General features: G+C 61.3%; 15 protein-coding genes. 5 read left to right on the plus strand and 10 right to left on the minus strand.

Annotated features, from left to right (window positions below):
* Positions 1–209: 209 nt before the first annotated feature.
* From AB5Y89_RS15655 to AB5Y89_RS15675, 5 genes are all read left to right on the plus strand, one after another.
* Positions 210–1,235: an ABC transporter permease subunit gene (locus AB5Y89_RS15655; RefSeq protein WP_010675471.1), complete on the plus strand. Its 1,026-nt coding sequence runs from the start codon at positions 210–212 to the stop codon at positions 1,233–1,235.
* Positions 1,236–1,237: 2 nt separating this feature from the next.
* Complete coding sequence (locus AB5Y89_RS15660) at positions 1,238–2,281, plus strand: ABC transporter permease (protein WP_041212459.1); 1,044 nt, start codon at positions 1,238–1,240, stop codon at positions 2,279–2,281.
* A gap of 82 nt (positions 2,282–2,363) precedes the next feature.
* Entirely contained in the window at positions 2,364–4,181 is a 1,818-nt protein-coding gene (locus tag AB5Y89_RS15665; RefSeq protein WP_368224114.1) for an extracellular solute-binding protein, read from the plus strand.
* A gap of 25 nt (positions 4,182–4,206) precedes the next feature.
* Positions 4,207–5,244 carry an ABC transporter ATP-binding protein gene (locus AB5Y89_RS15670; RefSeq protein WP_069652066.1) on the plus strand — a complete coding sequence of 346 codons (1,038 nt, stop codon included), beginning with the start codon at positions 4,207–4,209 and terminating at the stop codon, positions 5,242–5,244.
* A 91-nt stretch (positions 5,245–5,335) separates the two neighbouring features.
* Positions 5,336–6,337, plus strand: coding sequence for an ABC transporter ATP-binding protein (locus tag AB5Y89_RS15675; RefSeq protein ID WP_368224116.1), 1,002 nt, complete (start codon positions 5,336–5,338; stop codon positions 6,335–6,337).
* Between the two features lie 629 nt (positions 6,338–6,966).
* On the opposite strand, the gene AB5Y89_RS15680 is transcribed toward AB5Y89_RS15675, so the two are convergent.
* The 10 genes from AB5Y89_RS15680 to AB5Y89_RS15725 form a co-directional block, all read right to left on the minus strand.
* Complete coding sequence (locus tag AB5Y89_RS15680) at positions 6,967–8,418, minus strand: aminoacyl-histidine dipeptidase (RefSeq protein WP_045525722.1); 1,452 nt, start codon at positions 8,416–8,418, stop codon at positions 6,967–6,969.
* A gap of 1,102 nt (positions 8,419–9,520) precedes the next feature.
* Positions 9,521–10,681 (minus strand): phage late control D family protein, encoded by a 1,161-nt coding sequence (locus AB5Y89_RS15685; RefSeq protein ID WP_368224117.1) that lies wholly within the window; start codon positions 10,679–10,681, stop codon positions 9,521–9,523.
* Entirely contained in the window at positions 10,681–11,172 is a 492-nt protein-coding gene (locus AB5Y89_RS15690; protein ID WP_104452358.1) for a phage tail protein, read from the minus strand. The genes AB5Y89_RS15685 and AB5Y89_RS15690 overlap by 1 nt, the downstream gene beginning before the upstream one ends.
* Positions 11,173–11,184: 12 nt before the next feature.
* A complete protein-coding gene (locus AB5Y89_RS15695) occupies positions 11,185–13,620 on the minus strand; it encodes a phage tail tape measure protein (RefSeq protein WP_368224119.1) in 2,436 nt (811 codons plus the stop codon).
* A complete protein-coding gene (locus AB5Y89_RS15700; protein WP_368224121.1) occupies positions 13,617–13,748 on the minus strand; it encodes a GpE family phage tail protein in 132 nt (43 codons plus the stop codon). Before AB5Y89_RS15700 ends, AB5Y89_RS15695 begins: the two co-directional genes overlap by 4 nt.
* An 8-nt stretch (positions 13,749–13,756) precedes the next feature.
* The gene (locus tag AB5Y89_RS15705) at positions 13,757–14,041 is read right to left on the minus strand and encodes a phage tail assembly protein (protein ID WP_048209085.1); all 285 of its coding nucleotides are present in this window, start codon (positions 14,039–14,041) and stop codon (positions 13,757–13,759) included.
* A 77-nt stretch (positions 14,042–14,118) separates the two neighbouring features.
* The gene (locus AB5Y89_RS15710; RefSeq protein ID WP_270825179.1) at positions 14,119–14,634 is read right to left on the minus strand and encodes a phage major tail tube protein; all 516 of its coding nucleotides are present in this window, start codon (positions 14,632–14,634) and stop codon (positions 14,119–14,121) included.
* A gap of 9 nt (positions 14,635–14,643) precedes the next feature.
* Positions 14,644–15,816: a phage tail sheath protein gene (locus AB5Y89_RS15715; RefSeq protein WP_368224188.1), complete on the minus strand. Its 1,173-nt coding sequence runs from the start codon at positions 15,814–15,816 to the stop codon at positions 14,644–14,646.
* Positions 15,817–16,028: 212 nt separating this feature from the next.
* Positions 16,029–16,661 (minus strand): tail fiber assembly protein, encoded by a 633-nt coding sequence (locus AB5Y89_RS15720; RefSeq protein ID WP_368224122.1) that lies wholly within the window; start codon positions 16,659–16,661, stop codon positions 16,029–16,031.
* Entirely contained in the window at positions 16,661–17,914 is a 1,254-nt protein-coding gene (locus tag AB5Y89_RS15725; RefSeq protein WP_368224124.1) for a tail fiber protein, read from the minus strand. The genes AB5Y89_RS15720 and AB5Y89_RS15725 overlap by 1 nt, the downstream gene beginning before the upstream one ends.
* Position 17,915: the final 1 nt, after the last annotated feature.

Genomic DNA, 17,915 nt, shown 5'->3' on the forward strand with positions numbered 1-17,915 from the left:
TTTTGGAAAAAATCATCCGCGGGATATGCTGCGGGGGGACATTCCCGGTCGCAGACCGGGTTCTACTTGATTTTTGTTGCAGAGCTTTTACAGTGACCGAGCCGGATTGTCTGTCAATGCCAGTCAATTCAGTGAGTAATGCCAGGTAAGGATAGGCCCGTCACCGGATGTGACTGGCCATAAAAGAACAACAAGGACGAGGTTCCACCATGCTGTCGTATTTCCTACGTCGGATGCTTTTGATCATCCCGACGTTTCTCGGTATCACCCTGCTCGTCTTCACCATCACCCGCTTCGTGCCGGGCGGCCCGGTTGAGCGCATGCTGCTGCAGGCGCAGGTCTCGCAAAACGAGTCCGGCCGCTCCAGTGGCAGCAAGGGGGCGCAGGCACTCTCCGACGAACAGATTGAAGAGCTCAAGGCGTTCTACGGCCTCGACAAGCCCATGCTGGTCGCCTACTGGGACTGGTTGCAGAAGCTGGCGGTGTTGGATCTCGGGGAGTCGACCCGTTATTACGAGCCGGTGTGGGATCTCATCAAGGAGAGGTTGCCGGTAACCGCCTTCTTCGGGCTCGCCACCTTTCTGCTGAGTTATGCCGTCTCCATCCCGCTCGGAGTGGCCAAGGCGCTCAGGCACAACAGCCGCTTCGATTCCCTGAGCTCCATGCTCATCTACATGGCCTATGCGCTGCCCGCCTACGTGGTGGGGATCTTCCTCATCACCGTCTTTGCGTTCCATCTGGAGTGGCTGCCCATGGGGGGCTTCCCGGGGGACGAGTTTGACGGGATGGAGAGCAGCTGGGATCAGATCCGCACCGTCTTCGCCCACGCCCTGCTGCCGCTCATCGCCTACGCCATCGGGGATTTCGCCATCCTCACCATGACCATGAAGAACAGCCTGATGGAAAACCTGTCGGCGGATTATGTGCGCACCGCCGTGGCCAAGGGGCTGCCGTTTCGCAAGGCGGTGACCGATCACGCCATGCGCAACAGCCTGATCCCCATCGCGAGTCACTTAGGGTCGGTGCTCACCGTCTTCTTCGGGGGCTCCTTCCTCATCGAGACCATCTTCAACATCGACGGCATCGGCCTGCTCGGTTATGAGGCCATTGTCGAGCGGGATTACCCCACCGTCATGGGCATTCTGGCCATCACCTCCATGCTGATGCTGGTGGGCAACATTGTCTCCGACATCTGCGTTGCCCTGGTCGATCCCCGCGTGCGGTTTGGAGAGTGAGCATGAACCTGAATCCGGTAACGCTGAAAAAACTCAAGCGCTTCAAGTCGATAAAGCGCGGCTACTACTCCTTTGTCATCTTTTCGGTCCTGGTGGTCATCTCTCTGCTGGCGGAACTGCTGGTCAACAGCCGGGCCCTGGCGGTGAGTTATCAGGGGGAGCTCTATTTCCCCACCTATGGGGACGTGATCCCGGGCCAGCACTTCGGGCTCGACTACGAGTACGAGACCAACTACCGCCAGCTCAAGAGCCAATTTGCGAAGGAAGATAAGGGGGATTGGGTGTTGCTGCCCCTGGTCCCCTGGAACCCCTATGAGCAGGACTTCAAGGAGGAAGCCTATCCGCCCTATGCCCCGAGCCTGGCGGAGCGCCACTTCCTCGGCACCGACACCAGCGGTCGCGATGTATTGGCACGGCTGGTCTACGGCTTTCGCATCGCCATCGGCTTTGCTTTCATCGCGCTGGTGGCGAGCTATGTCATCGGGGTCAGCATCGGCTGCATGATGGGGTTCCTCGGCGGTCGGTTCGATCTCCTGATGCAGCGTTTCATCGAGATCTGGTCCCAGGTGCCCTTCCTCTACGTCATCATGATCCTGGTCTCCCTGGCCAAGCCGAACTTCGGCCTGTTCGTCGGCATCAACGTGCTGTTCGGCTGGATGGGGATCACCTGGTACATGCGCACCCTCACCTACAAGGAGCGGGCGCGGGACTACGTGATGGCGGCGCGGGCCCAGGGGGCGAGCACCAGGCGCATCATCTTCAACCACATTCTGCCCAATACCCTGATGATGATCGTCACCCTGGCCCCGTTTGCCGTGGTGGGCAACATCTCCACCCTGACGGCGCTGGACTACCTGGGTTTTGGCCTGGCGCCGCCGACCCCGAGCTGGGGGGAGTTGCTCTCCCAGGGGATCAACAACCTCGACGCCATCTGGATCGTGAGTTCGGTGGTGGCGGCGGTGAGCCTGGTGCTCATCATGGTCTCCTTCATCGGGGAGGCCATCCGGGAGGCGTTCGATCCGCGCAAATTTACCCGTTATCAGTGAGCGGTGGCGCCTTGCCAGGGCACATCGATAGGACCCTTAATGAAGACGCCCCCAGTGCAGGGGCATGACCAGGAAGTCAAACATGAACAATAAAATCAAATGGACAGGTGCTCTCTTTCTGCTATTGAACGGATCCTGGGTGTGGGCGGCCAGCCTGCCCGCGGATCTGACGTGGGAGACCAACGACACCGACCCTGTGTTCGCCTCTCCCAAGGCGCTGCCCGGCGGCAACCTCAATCTCTTCGTCGACAGCTTCCCGCTGACGTTTCGCACCGTGGGGCCGGATTCCAACGGCTCGTTCCGCTCCTTCATCCTCGACAACCAGATGAGGCTCATCAGCTTCCATCCCAACACGGGCAACCCCATTCCGGCCCTGGCGAATGCCTGGGCCATCGCGCCGGACAGCCAGACCGTCTATTTCAGGCTCGACCCGCGCGCCAAGTGGTCCGACGGCAAGCCGGTCACCGCCGATGACTACACCTTCGGCTACGAGATGATGCGCTCCAAGGACATCAAGGGCCCCTGGTTCAACAACTACTACACCACCGAGGTGGTGGCGGTGGAGAAGATTGACGACCACACCATCCTGGTCAAAGCGGGCAGCCGCAAGGCCAAGCTCGATCTCCTCAACACCACCGAACTGTGGCCCCAGCCCAAGCACTACTACAAGATGGGCCCGAACTGGGTGAAGCAGTACAACTGGGCCGTGGTACCCACCACGGGCCCCTACGTGATGAGCGACGTAAAAAAGGGCAAGTCCGTCACCTTCAGCAAGCAGAAGGAGTGGTGGGCAAAAGACGATCGCTACAACCAGCACAGGTTCAACCTCGACACCATCAAGGTGCAGGTGATCCGCGACCACAACATTGCGTTCCGCCACTTCCTCAAGGGGGAGCTGGACACCTTCGAGATGATCCTGCCCAACTGGTGGCATGAGAAGGCGGTCACCCCGGAGTACAAGCAGGGATACGTGCAGAAGGTGATGGCCATGACCGACACCAAGCAGGGGGGGCAGGGGGTTCACCTCAACGTGGCCAATCCCAAGCTGGCGGATCTCAACGTGCGGCTCGGCATCCAGCACGCCTTCAACATCGACAAGATGATAGAGACGGTGCTGCACGGCGACTATGACCGCGCTACCACCTTCGGCTCTGGCTTCGGGGCCTTCACCGACATCGCGCTCCCTGAGCGGGCCTACGACATCGCCAAGGCGCGCGACTACTTCGCCAAGGGCGGTTACGGCAAGCAGGGACCGGACGGCATCCTGCAAAACGACAAGGGAGAGCGGCTCACCCTGGCCCTCACCTACACCAGCCAGGAGCACTCCAAGCGGCTGACCGTGCTCAAGGAAGAGGCCAAGAAGGCGGGCCTGGATCTGGAGCTCAATCTGGTGGATGGCGCCACCGGCTTCAAGGTGATGCTGGAGAAGAAACACGAGGCGGCCTGGCTTGGCTGGGGGGGCGGCGGTCTCTATCCGCAATACTGGGAGTCCTTCCACTCCGACAACGCCAACAAGCCCCAGACCAACAACCTGTTCAACGTGGCTGACAAAGAGCTCGACAGCCTGATCGACGCCTACAACGTCGAGTTCGACATGGACAAGCGGGCCGCGCTTTCCCACCAGATCCAGCAGCGCATCTATGATCTCGCCATCTTCGTGCCCGGGGTGCAGCTCAACTACGTGCGAGCCAGCAGCTGGCGCTATGTGATGCTGCCGGAGGTGCCCGCCACCAAGAACACGCCGGATCTGCTCTACTGGCCCATGGATGGCTACCCCCACAGCAGTGGCGGCCTGCTCTGGATCGATCCCAAGGTGAAGGAGGAGACCCAGAAGGCCAAGTCTGACGGCAAGGCGCTGGCCCCCATCACCCTGATCGACAAGACCTATGCACATCATTGATGTGGCCCAGAAGGGAGCAGCAGTCATGCCCAACACACAGGCCACCGCCCCCGGCACCAGAGATCATGAGGGGCAGCCTCTGTCCCCCATCCTCGAGGTGCGGGATCTCGAGGTGGAGTTCGCCGTCGACGACGGCAAGATCAAGGTGCTCGACGGGGTCAGCTTCCAGGTCGCCCCGGGCAAGACCCTGGGGATAGTCGGCGAGTCCGGCTGCGGCAAGAGCGTCACCTCGCTGGCCATCATGGGGTTGCTGCCAAGGCCTCACGGTCAGGTGGTAGGGGGCTCCATCCGCTTTCAGGGGGAGGAGCTGCTCAATCTGCCGCCGGAGCAGATGTACAAGGTGCGCGGCAACCGTATCTCCATGATCTTTCAGGAGCCCATGACGGCCCTCAACCCGGTGCAGACGGTCGGCGATCAGCTGATGGAGGTGTTTCGCCTCCACCGCCCCGATTACAGCAAGGCCCAGCGCCGTGACGCCGCCATTGCCATGTTGAAGAAGGTGGGGATCCCCGAGCCTGCCCAGCGTTTCGCGGCTTATCCCCACAATCTTTCCGGCGGCATGCGCCAGCGGGTGATGATCGCCATGGCGCTGGCCTGCGAACCGGCCCTGCTCATCTGCGACGAGCCGACCACGGCGCTCGATGTGACCATCCAGGCCCAGATCCTGGATCTGATGAAGGAGCTGCAAGCCCAGACCGGCATGGCCATCATCTTCATCACCCACGATCTCGGGGTGGTGGCGGAGCTGTGCGACGAGGTGGTGGTGATGTATGCCGGGCGTGCGGTGGAGCGGGCCGATATCTATGAACTGTTTGACCACCCGCGCCATCCCTATACTCATGGTCTGATGGCCTCGATCCCGCGTCTGGAAGATGTGCCAAAGAGCCTGCTCAAGACCATCAAGGGTCAGGTGCCCGCCCTGCACGAGATGCCGGCGGGGTGCCGTTTCTCCAACCGCTGCCCCCATGCCACGCCCCTTTGCGTGGAGACGATACCGGTGACCGAGCAGTTGAGCGAACGCCACGGGGTGGCCTGCCACCACTGGAAGGAGGTGAGCCTATGAACGGTCTGGTGTTACGGGGTGTCGTAGGGCAGCCTGGCGGCGGGAAGGCGACCAGGTCGTCTGCTGCCATGAATCGTCGGGGATGGAAGTCATGACCAGCTTGTTGTCGGTAAGCAATTTAAAGCAGCATTTCAAGATGGGTGGCGGTTTCTTGCGCAAGCAATACACCGTCTACGCGGTGGATGGCATCAGCTTTGATCTCAGGCAGGGGGAGACCCTTGGCCTGGTGGGAGAGTCGGGATGCGGCAAATCCACCTTGGGGCGTTCGTTGCTCAAGCTGTTCGAGCCGAGCGCCGGCTCCATCACCTTCGAGGGGCGTGACATCACCCACCTCTCGCCCAAGGAGATGCGATCCCTGCGTCAGGAGATGCAGATCGTGTTCCAGGATCCCGCAGAATCCCTCAACAGCCGCCACACGGTGGGGCAGATCCTGGAGGAGCCCTTCATCATCCACGGCAAGGGCAACGCCGAACAGCGCCGGACATGGGTGCAGGAGCTGCTGGAGAAAGTCGGCTTGCCTGGCAGCGTGGTGGATCGCTATCCCCATGAGTTCTCTGGCGGCCAGCGCCAGCGCATCGGCATCGCCCGCGCCATCGCCCTCAAGCCCAAGCTGCTGGTGTGTGACGAGGCGGTGTCGGCGCTCGACGTGTCGGTGCAGTCCCAGATCGTGAACCTGCTGCTCAATCTGCAGCGGGAGATGAACCTCGCCATCATCTTCATCGCCCATGACCTGTCGGTGGTCAAGCACATCTCGGACAGGATTGCGGTGATGTATCTGGGCCGGATCGTCGAGCTGGCCGAGGCCCAGGCTCTCTACCTGGCACCGCGCCATCCCTATACCCAGGCCCTCATCTCCGCCATTCCTGTGCCGGATCCGCGGCGGCGCAGCCAGCGCATCCTGCTGACGGGGGATGTGCCGTCCCCCATCTCGCCGCCGAGTGGCTGCCACTTTCACCAGCGCTGCCCCCATGCAACGGATCTGTGCCGCACCCGCTCGCCTGCCCTTGAGGCGTGTGGCGGGCAGGGGCATCAGGTGGCCTGCCATTTCCCCTTGCCCGTGCAGGAGGCGGTCCCGTTGGGAAAGGCGATATGATGCCGGCGCCCGCCGCGTCGCGACCGGCATCGCTGCAAGGTGGCACCGAGGAGGCGCAATAGAGGCGGAAACGGAATAAAAAAATGGGGCCTGCAGGCCCCATCTTCATGGTTGGAGTTCAGGTTTGGCCGTGGAAATTCTGGCCCGGGCAGGACAGCGCCCCGATGGGGGTGGCTGTTGTGTGGATTGCTGAGTTGTTTTGTAGTTTTATTACGTTGCTAATTTCAACTTCCGGACAGGCGATATCAGGCGCCATAACGGAAGTAGTAATTGCGGGTTGCAGGCGCATAAGTGTCTTTCTCTTCAGCACCTTTCTTGCTGGTTGCACCCTTCAGGTGGAACAGCACTGCCAGATTCTCGAACATATGATGACCTCGTTTCTCTGTGGTTCATGGGTTGTGTGACCTTGGTCACGTTCTGATCCTAGGGGTATATGTGAGCTGGATCAACTTTTTGTGTTGTAAATTTACATAAATCATGGAAAGGGTTTTCAAATGCAGACCTGTTCATGGATACGATTTCAAGCCAGGGCCACGTATGGAGTCGGGGATATGAGAGAGGTGGCCGAGGAGGAAGTACAAAAAAGATGCCCCGCACGGGGCGGGGCATCGATATGGTCGTGAGCTGGCTTACTTGGCCGGGATATGTTCCAGCACGTGAACCAGCAGTTGCCAGAAACGCTCGACCGCCGGGATGTGTACCTTCTCCCCCGGTGCGTGGGCGCCACGGATGGTCGGGCCGAAGGAGACCATGTCCCAGTCCGGGTAGGCGCTCTTGAACAGACCGCACTCGAGGCCTGCATGGATCACCATGACGTTCGGCATCTCGCCAAACAGGGTCTGGTAGCTGCTACGCACCAGCGCCATGACCGGTGAGTCAACGTTCGGGGCCCAACCCGGGTAGGCGCCGGTGAACTCGCAGCTGGCGCCAGCCAGGGTGAACAGGGAGCGGGTCATCTGCTCGATGTTCTCGCGACCGGAATCGATGAGGGAGCGGATCAGGCACTGCACATAGACTTCCCCCTCGAGTGTCTTGATGACACCCAGGTTGGTGGAGGTCTCGGTCACGCCCGGGATGGCGTCGCTCATGCGCATCACCCCGTTCGGGCAGGCCATCAGGGCATCCAGCAGGCGGCTTTGCAGGGACTCGCTCATGAGCTGGGCCGGTTTCTCCCGGGCGGTGAGCAGCACGGTGAGGTTGGCCTCGGTGGCGGCCAGCTCGCTCTGATAGATGCCGGCGTAGCGGTCTACCAGAGCCTTGAAGTCAGCCACGCTGGCGGCGGGCACCAGCAGGCTGGCGCGGGCCTCGCGGGGGATGGCGTTGCGCAGGGTGCCGCCGCTGAGATCGCCAAGGCGCACCCCCAGCGGTTCGGCGGCCTTGAGCAGACGGACCAGCAGCTTGTTGGCGTTGCCGCGGCCACGATGGATGTCGACCCCGGAGTGGCCGCCGCGCAGGCCCTTGACCTGCAGCTCGAAACCTTCACCCTCGGTGGCAGCGACCAGCTCCAGGGGGAAGCGGATATTGGCATCCACCCCGCCGGCGCAGCCCATGTAGACCTCGCCATCCTCTTCGGAGTCGGTGTTTAGCAGGATCTCGCCTTCCAGCCAGCCCGCTTCCAGACCGAAGGCGCCGGTCATGCCGGTCTCTTCGTCGGTGGTCAGCAGCACTTCCAGCGGGCCGTGCTTGATGGTCTTGTCGGCCAGCACGGCCAGGCAGCCCGCCATGCCCATGCCGTTGTCGGCACCCAGGGTGGTACCACGGGCGGTGACCCATTCGCCATCGATGTAGGCATCGATGGGATCGGTGGTGAAGTCGTGCTGGGTGTCGGCGTTGGCCTGGGGCACCATGTCGATGTGGGCTTGCAGCACCACGGCCTTGCGGTTTTCCATCCCCGGTGTGGCCGGTTTCTTGATGATGATGTTGCCGACGGCATCTTGCTTGACCGCCAGGCCTTCTCCCTGGGCCCATGCGACGATCCAGGCGCTCAGCTGGGCTTCGTGCTTGGAGGGGTGGGGGATGGAGCAGATCTGCTCGAAGAATTGCCAAATCAACTTGGGAGACAGAGAACTGAGCTGTGCCACGTCGGGACTCCTTACCAGCATGGAAAATGTCGGGCCCCACTCTGCGGGCCGGGGAAAAGGATAACGATAATACAGTCAATCACGCAAAAATGTGAGCGATCAGCGCAAATGACGCTCTGCTTGTGCTGGGAAAGGGAGCATGGATGGCGAACTTCACTGCCTGCCTTATTCGTGTCAGCACATCATCAATTATGTGATGTTGGTCACAAAAATATTGTCTTTTTGGCGCCGGGTGGTAAATTAGCCGCCGTGGCCAGCCCACTTGTCAGGATGACAATCAATGCCTCCAGGGAACCGAAGCAAAGCAAGTGCGCCTCCATGGAACCGAGTGTCAGTTCAAGGATGTGAACCCGCATTAAGGTACGTAACTTGTTAAGCAATCAGGAGTTTATGATGTCAGGCAGCAATTCAACCTATTGGTTTGCCCAATCTCTCTATACCCAGGGCTTCAACTACCCGAATCCCTACGCCACCCGCCGTTAAGGCTCGCAGGCGTCACAGGTAACAGCAGCAGGTGCGTGAGGATCCTCTCCTCCCCCTGCTATTTTTTTGCCCGAATGTCATGGAATGTGTGTCAAACGGCTAACCTGTCGGTGTCGCCGGAGCCCTCCCAAAAGGGCGACAGAGCGGAAGATGGCGGACATTTCCTGTTTTTCGCATACGTTTGCCGCTCAATTTATCCATAAAGAGTGCTATCATACCGGCCCAACAGCCGGCCCGAGATCGGGAGTCCACCCGAGATGGCCGCCAGCTACACCCCATCCCTGTTCGCATTGCATCCGTTTTTGCCGCCGAGGCGTCAGCCCCGAGGCCGAAAAAGTGCAAGCAAAATTCGGGAAACGGGGTGCCAGAATTGACCTGAACCCGTCTCTTTGCCGGGTTCTCGCCTCATAAGTGATTGCTTTATAACTCGTTGAGATCGATAGCATGCCAAAAAAGTTCTATGCTCTTTGGCGTGTTGACTTGATTGTCTTTTTATTTGTTGTAAATCAATGGCTTACTGTTGTTCGCTAAGGCGATAATGGTCGTGGTGGCGGCAAAGTGGCGGCAGGGGATTTGATGATCGAGAGTGGCGGCAGAGTGTAAGCTCTGCCGCCATTTTTTATTCTGGGAGTTTTTCAAGCTTCACTTCGAGCTGCAGGCGGTTGGTGAAGCCTTGGTTGGTGAGGTCGTGCACCACCTGGGTGAGCAGCCAGTCGGCCTCGTCAATCTGGGGCTTGAACCCTCTGACGGTGGTGGGTTGCTCCGGGTAGAGTTCAGGGCGCCCCATCGCCAGGGTGATCTGGAAGTCGGCCACGCCGCGTTGCAGCTTCTCCCATTCAGCCCGGGCGGCCCGCATGGCATTTGCCTGGCTGGCATAGACATGCCGCAACTCTTTGACGTTCTCGCTGCTACCGACCAGCAGCTCGTTCTCTTGCTTGTTCACCATGACCCCCGGGGGCAAGGGCCGTTCCTGTTTCGGCTTGCTCTTCTTCTTGCGCTTCACCTCGACTCGCTTCTTTTCCGCCTCCTTGTTGTCTTGCCAGTAGGCGGTCACGCCCGTGTAGGCATCCCGGTCGGCAACCGAGAAACGATGCTGATCGCCATCTTGGCGGGTGATGGTGATGGCGGGCAGGGGCTGGCCACTCGCGGTGGTGCCCTGGCCAGCTTTGATAAACAGCAGGCGGCCATTCTTGACAGTGGCGATGCCATCGCACTGACCAGCCAGGCGGGTGAGGAAGGCGAGATCGCTCTCGTTGGCCTGGTCGATGTGGTCGATCTGCTGGCCCTTGAGTGAGTCGCCCACGCAGGGCGTGAGCTGGTAGCGGGCGGCGACCTGGCTGACGATGCCGCTCACGGTGGTCTGGTGCCAACTTTGCTCACGTAGTTTGTTCATGCCGCCGCGCAGGTCGGCTGACTTGCCCCGTATGGTGAGCACATCCGGGGCCCCGCCGTGCTCCACCTCGTCGATCTTGTAGGTGCCCTTGTCAACCAGGGCCTGGCCTTGCCAGCCGATGAGGGCGCGCAGGGTGGCGCCCCGGCGTGGCATATCGAGCTGGCCGTCGCTGTCATCGAGGGTGATCTCGATGGTGTCGGCGGTGAAGCCCCGGTTGTCGGTGATGGTCATCGACATCAGGCGCGGCCTGATGGCGGCCGAGATGTCTTTGCCGTCGACCAGTACCTGGTAAGCCGGTACCGGGTGGCCTTGGCGCAAGGCGTCGAGCGGATTGGTCAGCCCCAAGTTTTCGGCCAATCGCGTGCCGAACTGGTCGAAAGCCCCCATCAGAGAAGCCCCCCGAGCTTGTTGCCGATACTGCCGACCAGCTTGCCCAGGCCCAGGCGGCCAAAGAGGTTGCCCGCGGTGCGGCCCAGCAGGGTTTGGACAAGGGATCTGTCGTTGTCATCGACCCGCTTGAGCTTGATGGTGAACTCGATTTTGCGGGCGGTGCCATCGCTGAAAAACTCGCTGCGGGTGGTGCTGATGCCCTCGATCACGAATGACCCACGCATGACGCCATCCCCCTGGATCAGGGGGAAAGCCTGGCCGCTGTCAGCCATATTGTTGAGCAAGTCGAGGGAGACGGGGCCGCCGGTCACTTCGGGCAGCAGCACCCCGCTCAGGGTGGTGGTTTCATCATCTGGGCCGAGGAACTGATAGGCAGGACGAGCACCGATCCGGTTATTGCCCGGATGGCGCCATGCCCGTTCGTCTTGTTGTGAGAGGGGGGCGAGGGTCGAGCGCATAAACACGAACCAGCCCAGGGTCATCATCATGGCTGTTGCTCCTTAGTTGCGGTCGGTCAGGGAGGCGCGGCCATTGGCAGCGGCCTGCCGTTCGCGTCTGTCCAGTTCGCGGCGCACCTCTTGCGCCACATCCGCGCCGGATTGCCCCGGTTGCTGGACGATGTGGATAGGGGCGTTGATCTCGGTGGTGGTGCTGCCTCTGGCTACTGGGCGCGGCGGCGTCACGATGCGCGGACCGTAGCCGGATCCCCCGGCCATGGCGGCAGTGTTGTAGTTTCCGGTGAGGTAGCCTGACGGGTTGACGTTGGCCGTGACCGAGCCACCCCCTTTCATCCAGTCCGGCAGCAGGTCGGTGAGGGCTTTTATCTTGGCTTTCAGGCTCTCCCACTTCGCAGTGATGCCACCAATCAGACCGTCGACGATGGCCTTGCCCTTGTTGGCCGCCCCTGCTGGCAAGGTGTCGAAGAAGGCCCAGATCTCGCCCCAGTGCATAGTCAGCATGCCGATGGGGGTCCATGAGAAGAGTTCTTTCAGGAGCGCCCAGAAGGCGAGCGCAGGGGCCTGGCACTGCGCCCACAATCCGCTGAACCATGCGGCGACGCCATCCCAGTTTTTGTAGAGCAGGTAAGCCCCAGCGGCGATGGCCACAATGCCCATGATGAACCAGCCAATGGGGTTGGTGAGCATGGCGATGCCGAGCCTGACCATGCCCATGGTCAGTGCCTTGATGAAGGTCAGCAGGGGGCTCCCATAGACCAGCAGCATCGACATTCCCATCTTGATGGCCGCCAGCGGACCCAGCAGGCCAGCCACGACCAGTAGCAGTGAACCGCCAGCGGCGGCGGCCACGGCTGTCACGGCCGCGATGCGGGTCAGGGTGGAAGTGAGTTCAGGGTTGGCCCGCATCCAGTTGCCGGTGACCTGGATAATCTCGGTGATGCGCTGGATGATCCCGCGCATCGGGCCGTTCTCGGTCTCCATCATCTGGATGCCCACGTCATCCCACGCGGAGGTGAGGTTATCCAGATCACCGATGGCGTTATCAGCCATGACCTTGGCGACCTTGCCCGCCTCGCCCTGGGATTGCTTCAAGGTGGCGATGAGCTCCTGCAGCTTGCCGGATCCCGCCTGTTCGGTCAGTACGGCCAGGGCGGCGAAGGCTTCCTCACCGGCGATGGCCTTGAAGTAGCCCGATCGGGTGGTGTCCCCCATCTTGCTGGTCTTCTTGTAGAGCTCGTCGAGAATATCGGGCAGGGCGCGCAGGTTACCGGCGGCATCGGCGGTCTTCACGTTCAGGGCGGCGAGCGCGTCATGTGCGGCCTTGGGGGGCGCCGCGAGGCGGCCGAGAATGGCCCGCATGGCGGTACCGCCCATGCTGCCCTGGATACCGGCATCCCCCAGCTTGCCCGCCATGGCGGAGGCAGTTTCAAGATCCACGCCAAGGCCCGCCGCTACCGGGCCCACGTACTTCATGGTTTCCCCCAGCATCTGCAAGTCGACGTTGGCGCGGGTGAAGGTGCCGACCATCACATCCCCGAGTCGGGTCATCTGGTTTGCCGGCAGCTTGAAGCCGGTCAGGATGTTGGAGCCGATATCCGCTGCGGCAGCGATCTCGACACCCCCTGCCTTGGCGATGTCGAGCACCCCAGGCATGGCGTCACGGATCGCCTTGGGTGTGAAGCCAGCCATGGCGAGGAAGCCCTGGCCCTGCGCCGCTTCGCCCGCCGTGAAGGCGGTATTGGCGCCGAGCTCCCGGGCCTGAGCCCGCAAGGCGGCCAGTTCGCTGCTGCCTTTGTCCAGCCTGGTGATCGCCTGCACCTTGGACATGTCGACATCAAAGCCCATGGCCTTGCTGGCTATGTTGGTGCCCTTGTAGATGGCCGCAGCACCGGTTGCCATGCCTGCGGCGCCATAGCCCGCTATGGTGCCGCGCATCGACATGGTCTTGTCATAGCTGGCCTTGACCTGGTTGAGGCGCTTTTGCTGGTCGGCCAGTTGGCCCAGCTTGGCGCGCTGCTGGTCGAGCTGGGTATTGGCGGAAGCCAGATCGGTCTTGAGGCGGCGCTGGTGTTCGCCGAGCTGCTTGGTGTTGATACCTGCCTCGCCCAGGGCCCGTTTCAGGCTGCCGTGACGGGCGACCATTTCCCGCTCTTGTTGGGAGAGGTCGCGCACCTTCTGTTTTGCCTGCTCCATGGCGCGGGTCATGGCCTTGGTTGGTTGCTCGACCCGGGCAAGTTGCTGGGCCATCTGCTGGGCATCGCGCTGGGCTGCAGTGAGCTGGGCGCGGGTAGCGCCAATTTGGCTTCCCAGGGTGCGATAGCCGTCAATCTGGCCGCTCTGGGTCTCGAGCTCCTTGATGCGCTTTTTCGTCTCGGCGAGGTCTTTGGCCGTGGTTCTGCTCTGGCCGCTGGCGGCCTTGAGGGGGGCGGTGAGCTTGTCGACCGCCCCGAGGAGGATTTGCAGTTTGAGAGGGTTCATTGTTCGTCTGCCCCGTTGATGCGGTTGTGGGTTTCAACGAGGCTTTGGTGCCAGCCCATCAGCTCGCTGATCTCCATGGCCGCCATCTCGGAGGGCGGCCAGTGGGCGATGATGGCGATGTCGGCCATCAGGTCATCTATGCAGCCAGGTAGCCCATTTTCTTCGGCATCAAAAAACTGGCCACCTCGCTACCCAGTTGCAGCAGGTCAGCCGGGTCCATATTGCCAATTTCGAGCTCGGTCAGGATCGGGGTGGTGATGCGGGGCAGCAGTTTGGTGAGGGCGTTAACGTCCATCTGCAGCACATCGGCCATGTTGAGTCCGCGCATTTCGCCCGCCTTGGGCTTGCGCAGTTGAACCTCGGTGATGGTGGTGTCGCCGCGTTGGATGGCTTGGTCGAGAGTCACTGTCTTGTGTTCCATGGTGTTGCGTCCTGGTGATGTGGTGAGGGCGGCACTTTCTGTTTGGATAAGGGCCGCCCGTTGGGTTGTTGGGTGGGTTAGAGGCCGATGGCTTTGCGGTGCTCGGCCATCAGGTCGACGCCGTCGACGATCCAGATCATGTTGAGCAGGTCGATTTCGCACAGGACGACGCCGTTCATGGTCTCCTTGTAGTAGGTGTTGACCATGCTGACTTTGCTCTGGGTGTTGTCGCCGCTCTTGAAGGTGCCCCGGTCCAGCTCTTTGAAGCGGCCGCGCTGCACGATTTCGACCGAGACGATTTCGCCGGTGTCGTCACGCTGGAAAGAACCGGCAAAGCGCAGGGCGACGCCGTCAATCTTGGCGAGACCCATGCGTTTGACGAGCGCGGCCTCTGCGCCACCGAAGGTGAAGGAGGTGTCGAGGGCTCCATCTTCCAGCCCCATGTGGATGTTGGCGGCACCCATCATGCCGCCGCCGCGATAGGCTTCGAATTTCTGGCTCAGCTTGGCCGGGGTGAAGTCTTCGGCGACGCCAATCCAGTTCTCGCCATCCATGAAGATGTTGCCGTGTTTCAGTTTGCGTGGCAGTGCCATGGTGGCTCCTTATGCGGCGGCCGCGACGCGGGCGCCGAAGTCGATGAGGTAGGTGTCGGTGATGCGCTGGATGAAGCCGAGGTCTTCGAGCGGCGGCACCGGGGTGTAGTTGTAATCGATGCGCAGCTTGCCGGCCTTGAGGGTGTCTTTGTCGTTGAGCTCCTCGTTGTACCAGCAGTCAAAGCCGAGCAGGTAACCGCCCGCCACCAGTTCCCGGCCCTTGGCCTTGATGCCCTCGATGATGTCTTTCACCAGGGTGGGGGTAAGCGGTTTGTCGTTGGCCCACATGTGCGCCTCGGCCATGGTGTCGGCCAGTATCTGGGCGGTGCGGGTGTAGTTCTCGAAGGCGAACAGCGGGTCATCGGAACAGGTGCGGTTACCCCAGTACCGGAAACCATCGGACCGGATGAGAGCGGTGATTTCGTTGGCGTTGAGCAGGCCGACCTCGGTATCGGGGTCTTGCAGATCCCAGAACAGGGCCTTGGTCATGCCGTCGACCCCGGTCACGCCGACGTTCGACAGGGTCTTGTGCCAGCCAATCTCCTTGTCGATGAATGCCCGCATGGCGGCCGCCTTGAGGCAGGCATCGAGCTTGATGCTGGCATTGGCGGCGGTGTCCCAGGCGGTCCAGTCGCCGTGGATCGGCATCAGTTCGCGGCTGGAGAAATTCTCGCGGTAGGCGAGCGCCGCCTCGACGGTGTCGGCGATGGTCGGCACATAGGCGAAGGCGCGCAGCTTTTTGGCAGCGCCCGCCAGGGCGGTGGCGATGGGGAGGGTGCAGTTGTCCGGCACGCAGAGGATGCGCGGCTTGACGCCCGTGACCGGGGCGGCCCGTTCGAGTGCCTTGAGGCCGGTATAGCTGCCATCCGGCAGGATGGTGCCGATGATGTTGCTGGTCAGCTCGGCGGCGTCGGCGCCATCGGCCACGCGCACGGCGATGACGATGGTGTTGACGGTGTCATAGATGGTTTGCAGCGAGCGCTTGAGGTTGCCGGTGCTGCCCGCCTTGGCGATGGCCGCCGGCAGGTTGGCAATCAGCACGGGTTTGTTGAGGGGGAAGTAAGCGGCATCCGCATCGCTGCTGGTGCAGATGATGCCGATCACCGCCGTGGCGACGGTGCGGATGGTGCGCGTGCCCTCGTTGGCTTCCACGACGCGCACGCCGTGGTGAAATTGGTCCAGTGCCATAGGTTCTCCTGTTGTCCGGACGGAGCATTCTGTGCGTAGGTAATGCCTGTGATGCGAGCAGGGTCAGGATGCAGGGGTAGGGGATGTCAGGCGAGCGGTGGCCAGTGTGTGAGGGCCGCACACACTGGCGAAGCGGTGACAAGGTGGCGGATGACGGCAGTCACGAAACACCCCGCACAGGGCGGGGTGGTGGTCGGACTCAAGGGTTATTCGGTGGCGGAATCCCCCGGGGGCGTCGGCCAGGTGATGGTATGAGGATAGCCAGCCTGCTGGTCGACCTTGGAGAGGGCAACGCGGTAAGCCTTCCAGGCGATGAGTTTCACTTGGTCATCGGCTGACGGTTCGCTGATGACATTGGGATCCAGTGCGTCGGTGAGCACGGCGATCTCCTGACTGGCTTCGCTCATCAAGGTGAGACGTTTCTGCTGCGCTTGCTGTGCCAGCACTGCATCTTCCTGCTCCAGGTCTTTCACCCAACGCAACAGGTCCGCATCCCACACGTCGAATGGGGATGACGGCGGGGTGAGAGTGAGGGCCAGCGGCAGCTCTCCGAGCTCATAGATGGTAATGGGTTGGCGGGTGCTCTTGTCGTATGCAGTCTGACCACGATAGTCGTCGACGGACTCCCAGCCTGTCTGTCTACGAACAATGGCTTTCCCTGGTGCGGTTTGATCCGGTTCATCCAGATAGGCACCAGCAGGGAGCCCCGTTCCCACGGATACCCAGACCTGCTGTTGCGACAGGTATTCACCAGTAATCGGGTTTGCGGCAAATACCGTGGCCCAACCGGAAGAAGAAGCAAACCCATCTTCTCCCCATATGACGATCGGTTCGTTCATTATGCTGCCCTCACGATGTAGTTGAATGCGATGTTACGGGGACGAACCCGGAAGCGAGCTCCCTGCGTAGAGCCAAAACTGCTCATGTTCGCCATAGGATATGGGCCTGTCGCAGCGATGGAGTCTTGTGAGTCATAGTCGGCAGTGGCGTAGTTGGTGCCGTTAATGGAGGTCGTTGAGATGGGGCGTGTGACCAATCTAAATGCCCCGGAAGTTTCATTTATCCCGTATGACTCGACTCCAGTTGCTAGTTGTTTGCTCAACATGGCGCGGCCTTGGTCAACCCCCCTTCCTGCATCCCAGCCCCGGATAAACTCCGCCCGCATATCTGGCAAAACCAGCGCCGGGTATGCGAGCGCCAGCTTGGGGTAAGTCGCCGCACTGAACGATTGACCCGTCATCATCAGATAGCCGTCAGGTGGTGTTTCAAGCGGCCAGGGGATCGGGGCGCCCGCCGGATAGCCATTCGCCGCGATGTCTTTGGTCAGTGCGGCCATCAGCTTTTTAGCCGTCACAAACTTGCTGTCATCGGTCCCCGCGTCGACCTCGGCCTGGGTGGCTGTTGCCGCGATACCCTTCGTTGCCTCAGTGGCATATTGCGTCGATGAAACCGCATCGGTGATGCCATAGCCCGACAAGGTGGTGGGGTTGCTGCCGGCGGTTATGTTGCCCTTGGCATCGACCGTTACCGAGCGATAAGTGCCAGCGGCCACCCCAGAATTTTTATAGGTAGCAGTGATGGAGATATTGCCGCTGCCATCAAAGTTAGCTTGACCTGTGACATCGCCAGCCAAGGCAATGGTACGAGCGGTAGCCAGTTTCTGGGCTGCGGCGGCCGTTCCTGTTGCAGGCAGTGCATCGGTGATGCCATAGCCCGACAAGGTGGTGGGGTTGCTGCCGGCGGTGACGTTGCCCTTGGCATCGACGGTGACGGACCGATAGGTCCCCGCCACGACCCCGGAGTTTTTATAGGTGGCAGTGATGGAGATGTTGCCGCTTCCATCGAAGGAGGCCTGACCGGTCACATCCCCGGCCACGGCGATGGTGCGCGCCGTGGTGAGCTTGTTGGCCTTGCCCGCAGCGGTGGTGCCGCCTTCCAGGTCATCCATGTGCTTTTTCAGGTAGGCAGTGCGGTTCGCCAGCGCCTGGGCCTGCTTGTTGGAAGTACCCCCCGGGCCGCCGAGCACCGGGTCGCTGGTTTCGAGCTGATAGACGCCTGCGTCCCAGCTCACCACCTCTTGTAAATTCGCCATA

This window comes from Aeromonas sp. s4 (genome assembly GCF_040907855.1).
In the GTDB taxonomy this organism is placed as follows: domain Bacteria; phylum Pseudomonadota; class Gammaproteobacteria; order Enterobacterales; family Aeromonadaceae; genus Aeromonas; species Aeromonas caviae.

Excerpts from the sequence above, each read along its gene's own strand:
- AB5Y89_RS15655 (WP_010675471.1), top strand. The coding sequence starts at position 210 with ATGCTGTCGTATTTCCTACGTCGGATGCTTTTGATCATCCCGACGTTT.
- AB5Y89_RS15660 (WP_041212459.1), top strand. The coding sequence starts at position 1,238 with ATGAACCTGAATCCGGTAACGCTGAAAAAACTCAAGCGCTTCAAGTCG.
- AB5Y89_RS15665 (WP_368224114.1), top strand. The coding sequence starts at position 2,364 with ATGAACAATAAAATCAAATGGACAGGTGCTCTCTTTCTGCTATTGAAC.
- AB5Y89_RS15670 (WP_069652066.1), top strand. The coding sequence starts at position 4,207 with ATGCCCAACACACAGGCCACCGCCCCCGGCACCAGAGATCATGAGGGG.
- AB5Y89_RS15675 (WP_368224116.1), top strand. The coding sequence starts at position 5,336 with ATGACCAGCTTGTTGTCGGTAAGCAATTTAAAGCAGCATTTCAAGATG.
- AB5Y89_RS15685 (WP_368224117.1), bottom strand. The coding sequence starts at position 10,681 with ATGGGGGCTTTCGACCAGTTCGGCACGCGATTGGCCGAAAACTTGGGG.
- AB5Y89_RS15690 (WP_104452358.1), bottom strand. The coding sequence starts at position 11,172 with ATGATGATGACCCTGGGCTGGTTCGTGTTTATGCGCTCGACCCTCGCC.
- AB5Y89_RS15695 (WP_368224119.1), bottom strand. The coding sequence starts at position 13,620 with ATGAACCCTCTCAAACTGCAAATCCTCCTCGGGGCGGTCGACAAGCTC.
- AB5Y89_RS15700 (WP_368224121.1), bottom strand. The coding sequence starts at position 13,748 with ATGGCCGACATCGCCATCATCGCCCACTGGCCGCCCTCCGAGATGGCG.
- AB5Y89_RS15705 (WP_048209085.1), bottom strand. The coding sequence starts at position 14,041 with ATGGAACACAAGACAGTGACTCTCGACCAAGCCATCCAACGCGGCGAC.
- AB5Y89_RS15710 (WP_270825179.1), bottom strand. The coding sequence starts at position 14,634 with ATGGCACTGCCACGCAAACTGAAACACGGCAACATCTTCATGGATGGC.
- AB5Y89_RS15720 (WP_368224122.1), bottom strand. The coding sequence starts at position 16,661 with ATGAACGAACCGATCGTCATATGGGGAGAAGATGGGTTTGCTTCTTCT.
- AB5Y89_RS15725 (WP_368224124.1), bottom strand. The coding sequence starts at position 17,914 with ATGGCGAATTTACAAGAGGTGGTGAGCTGGGACGCAGGCGTCTATCAG.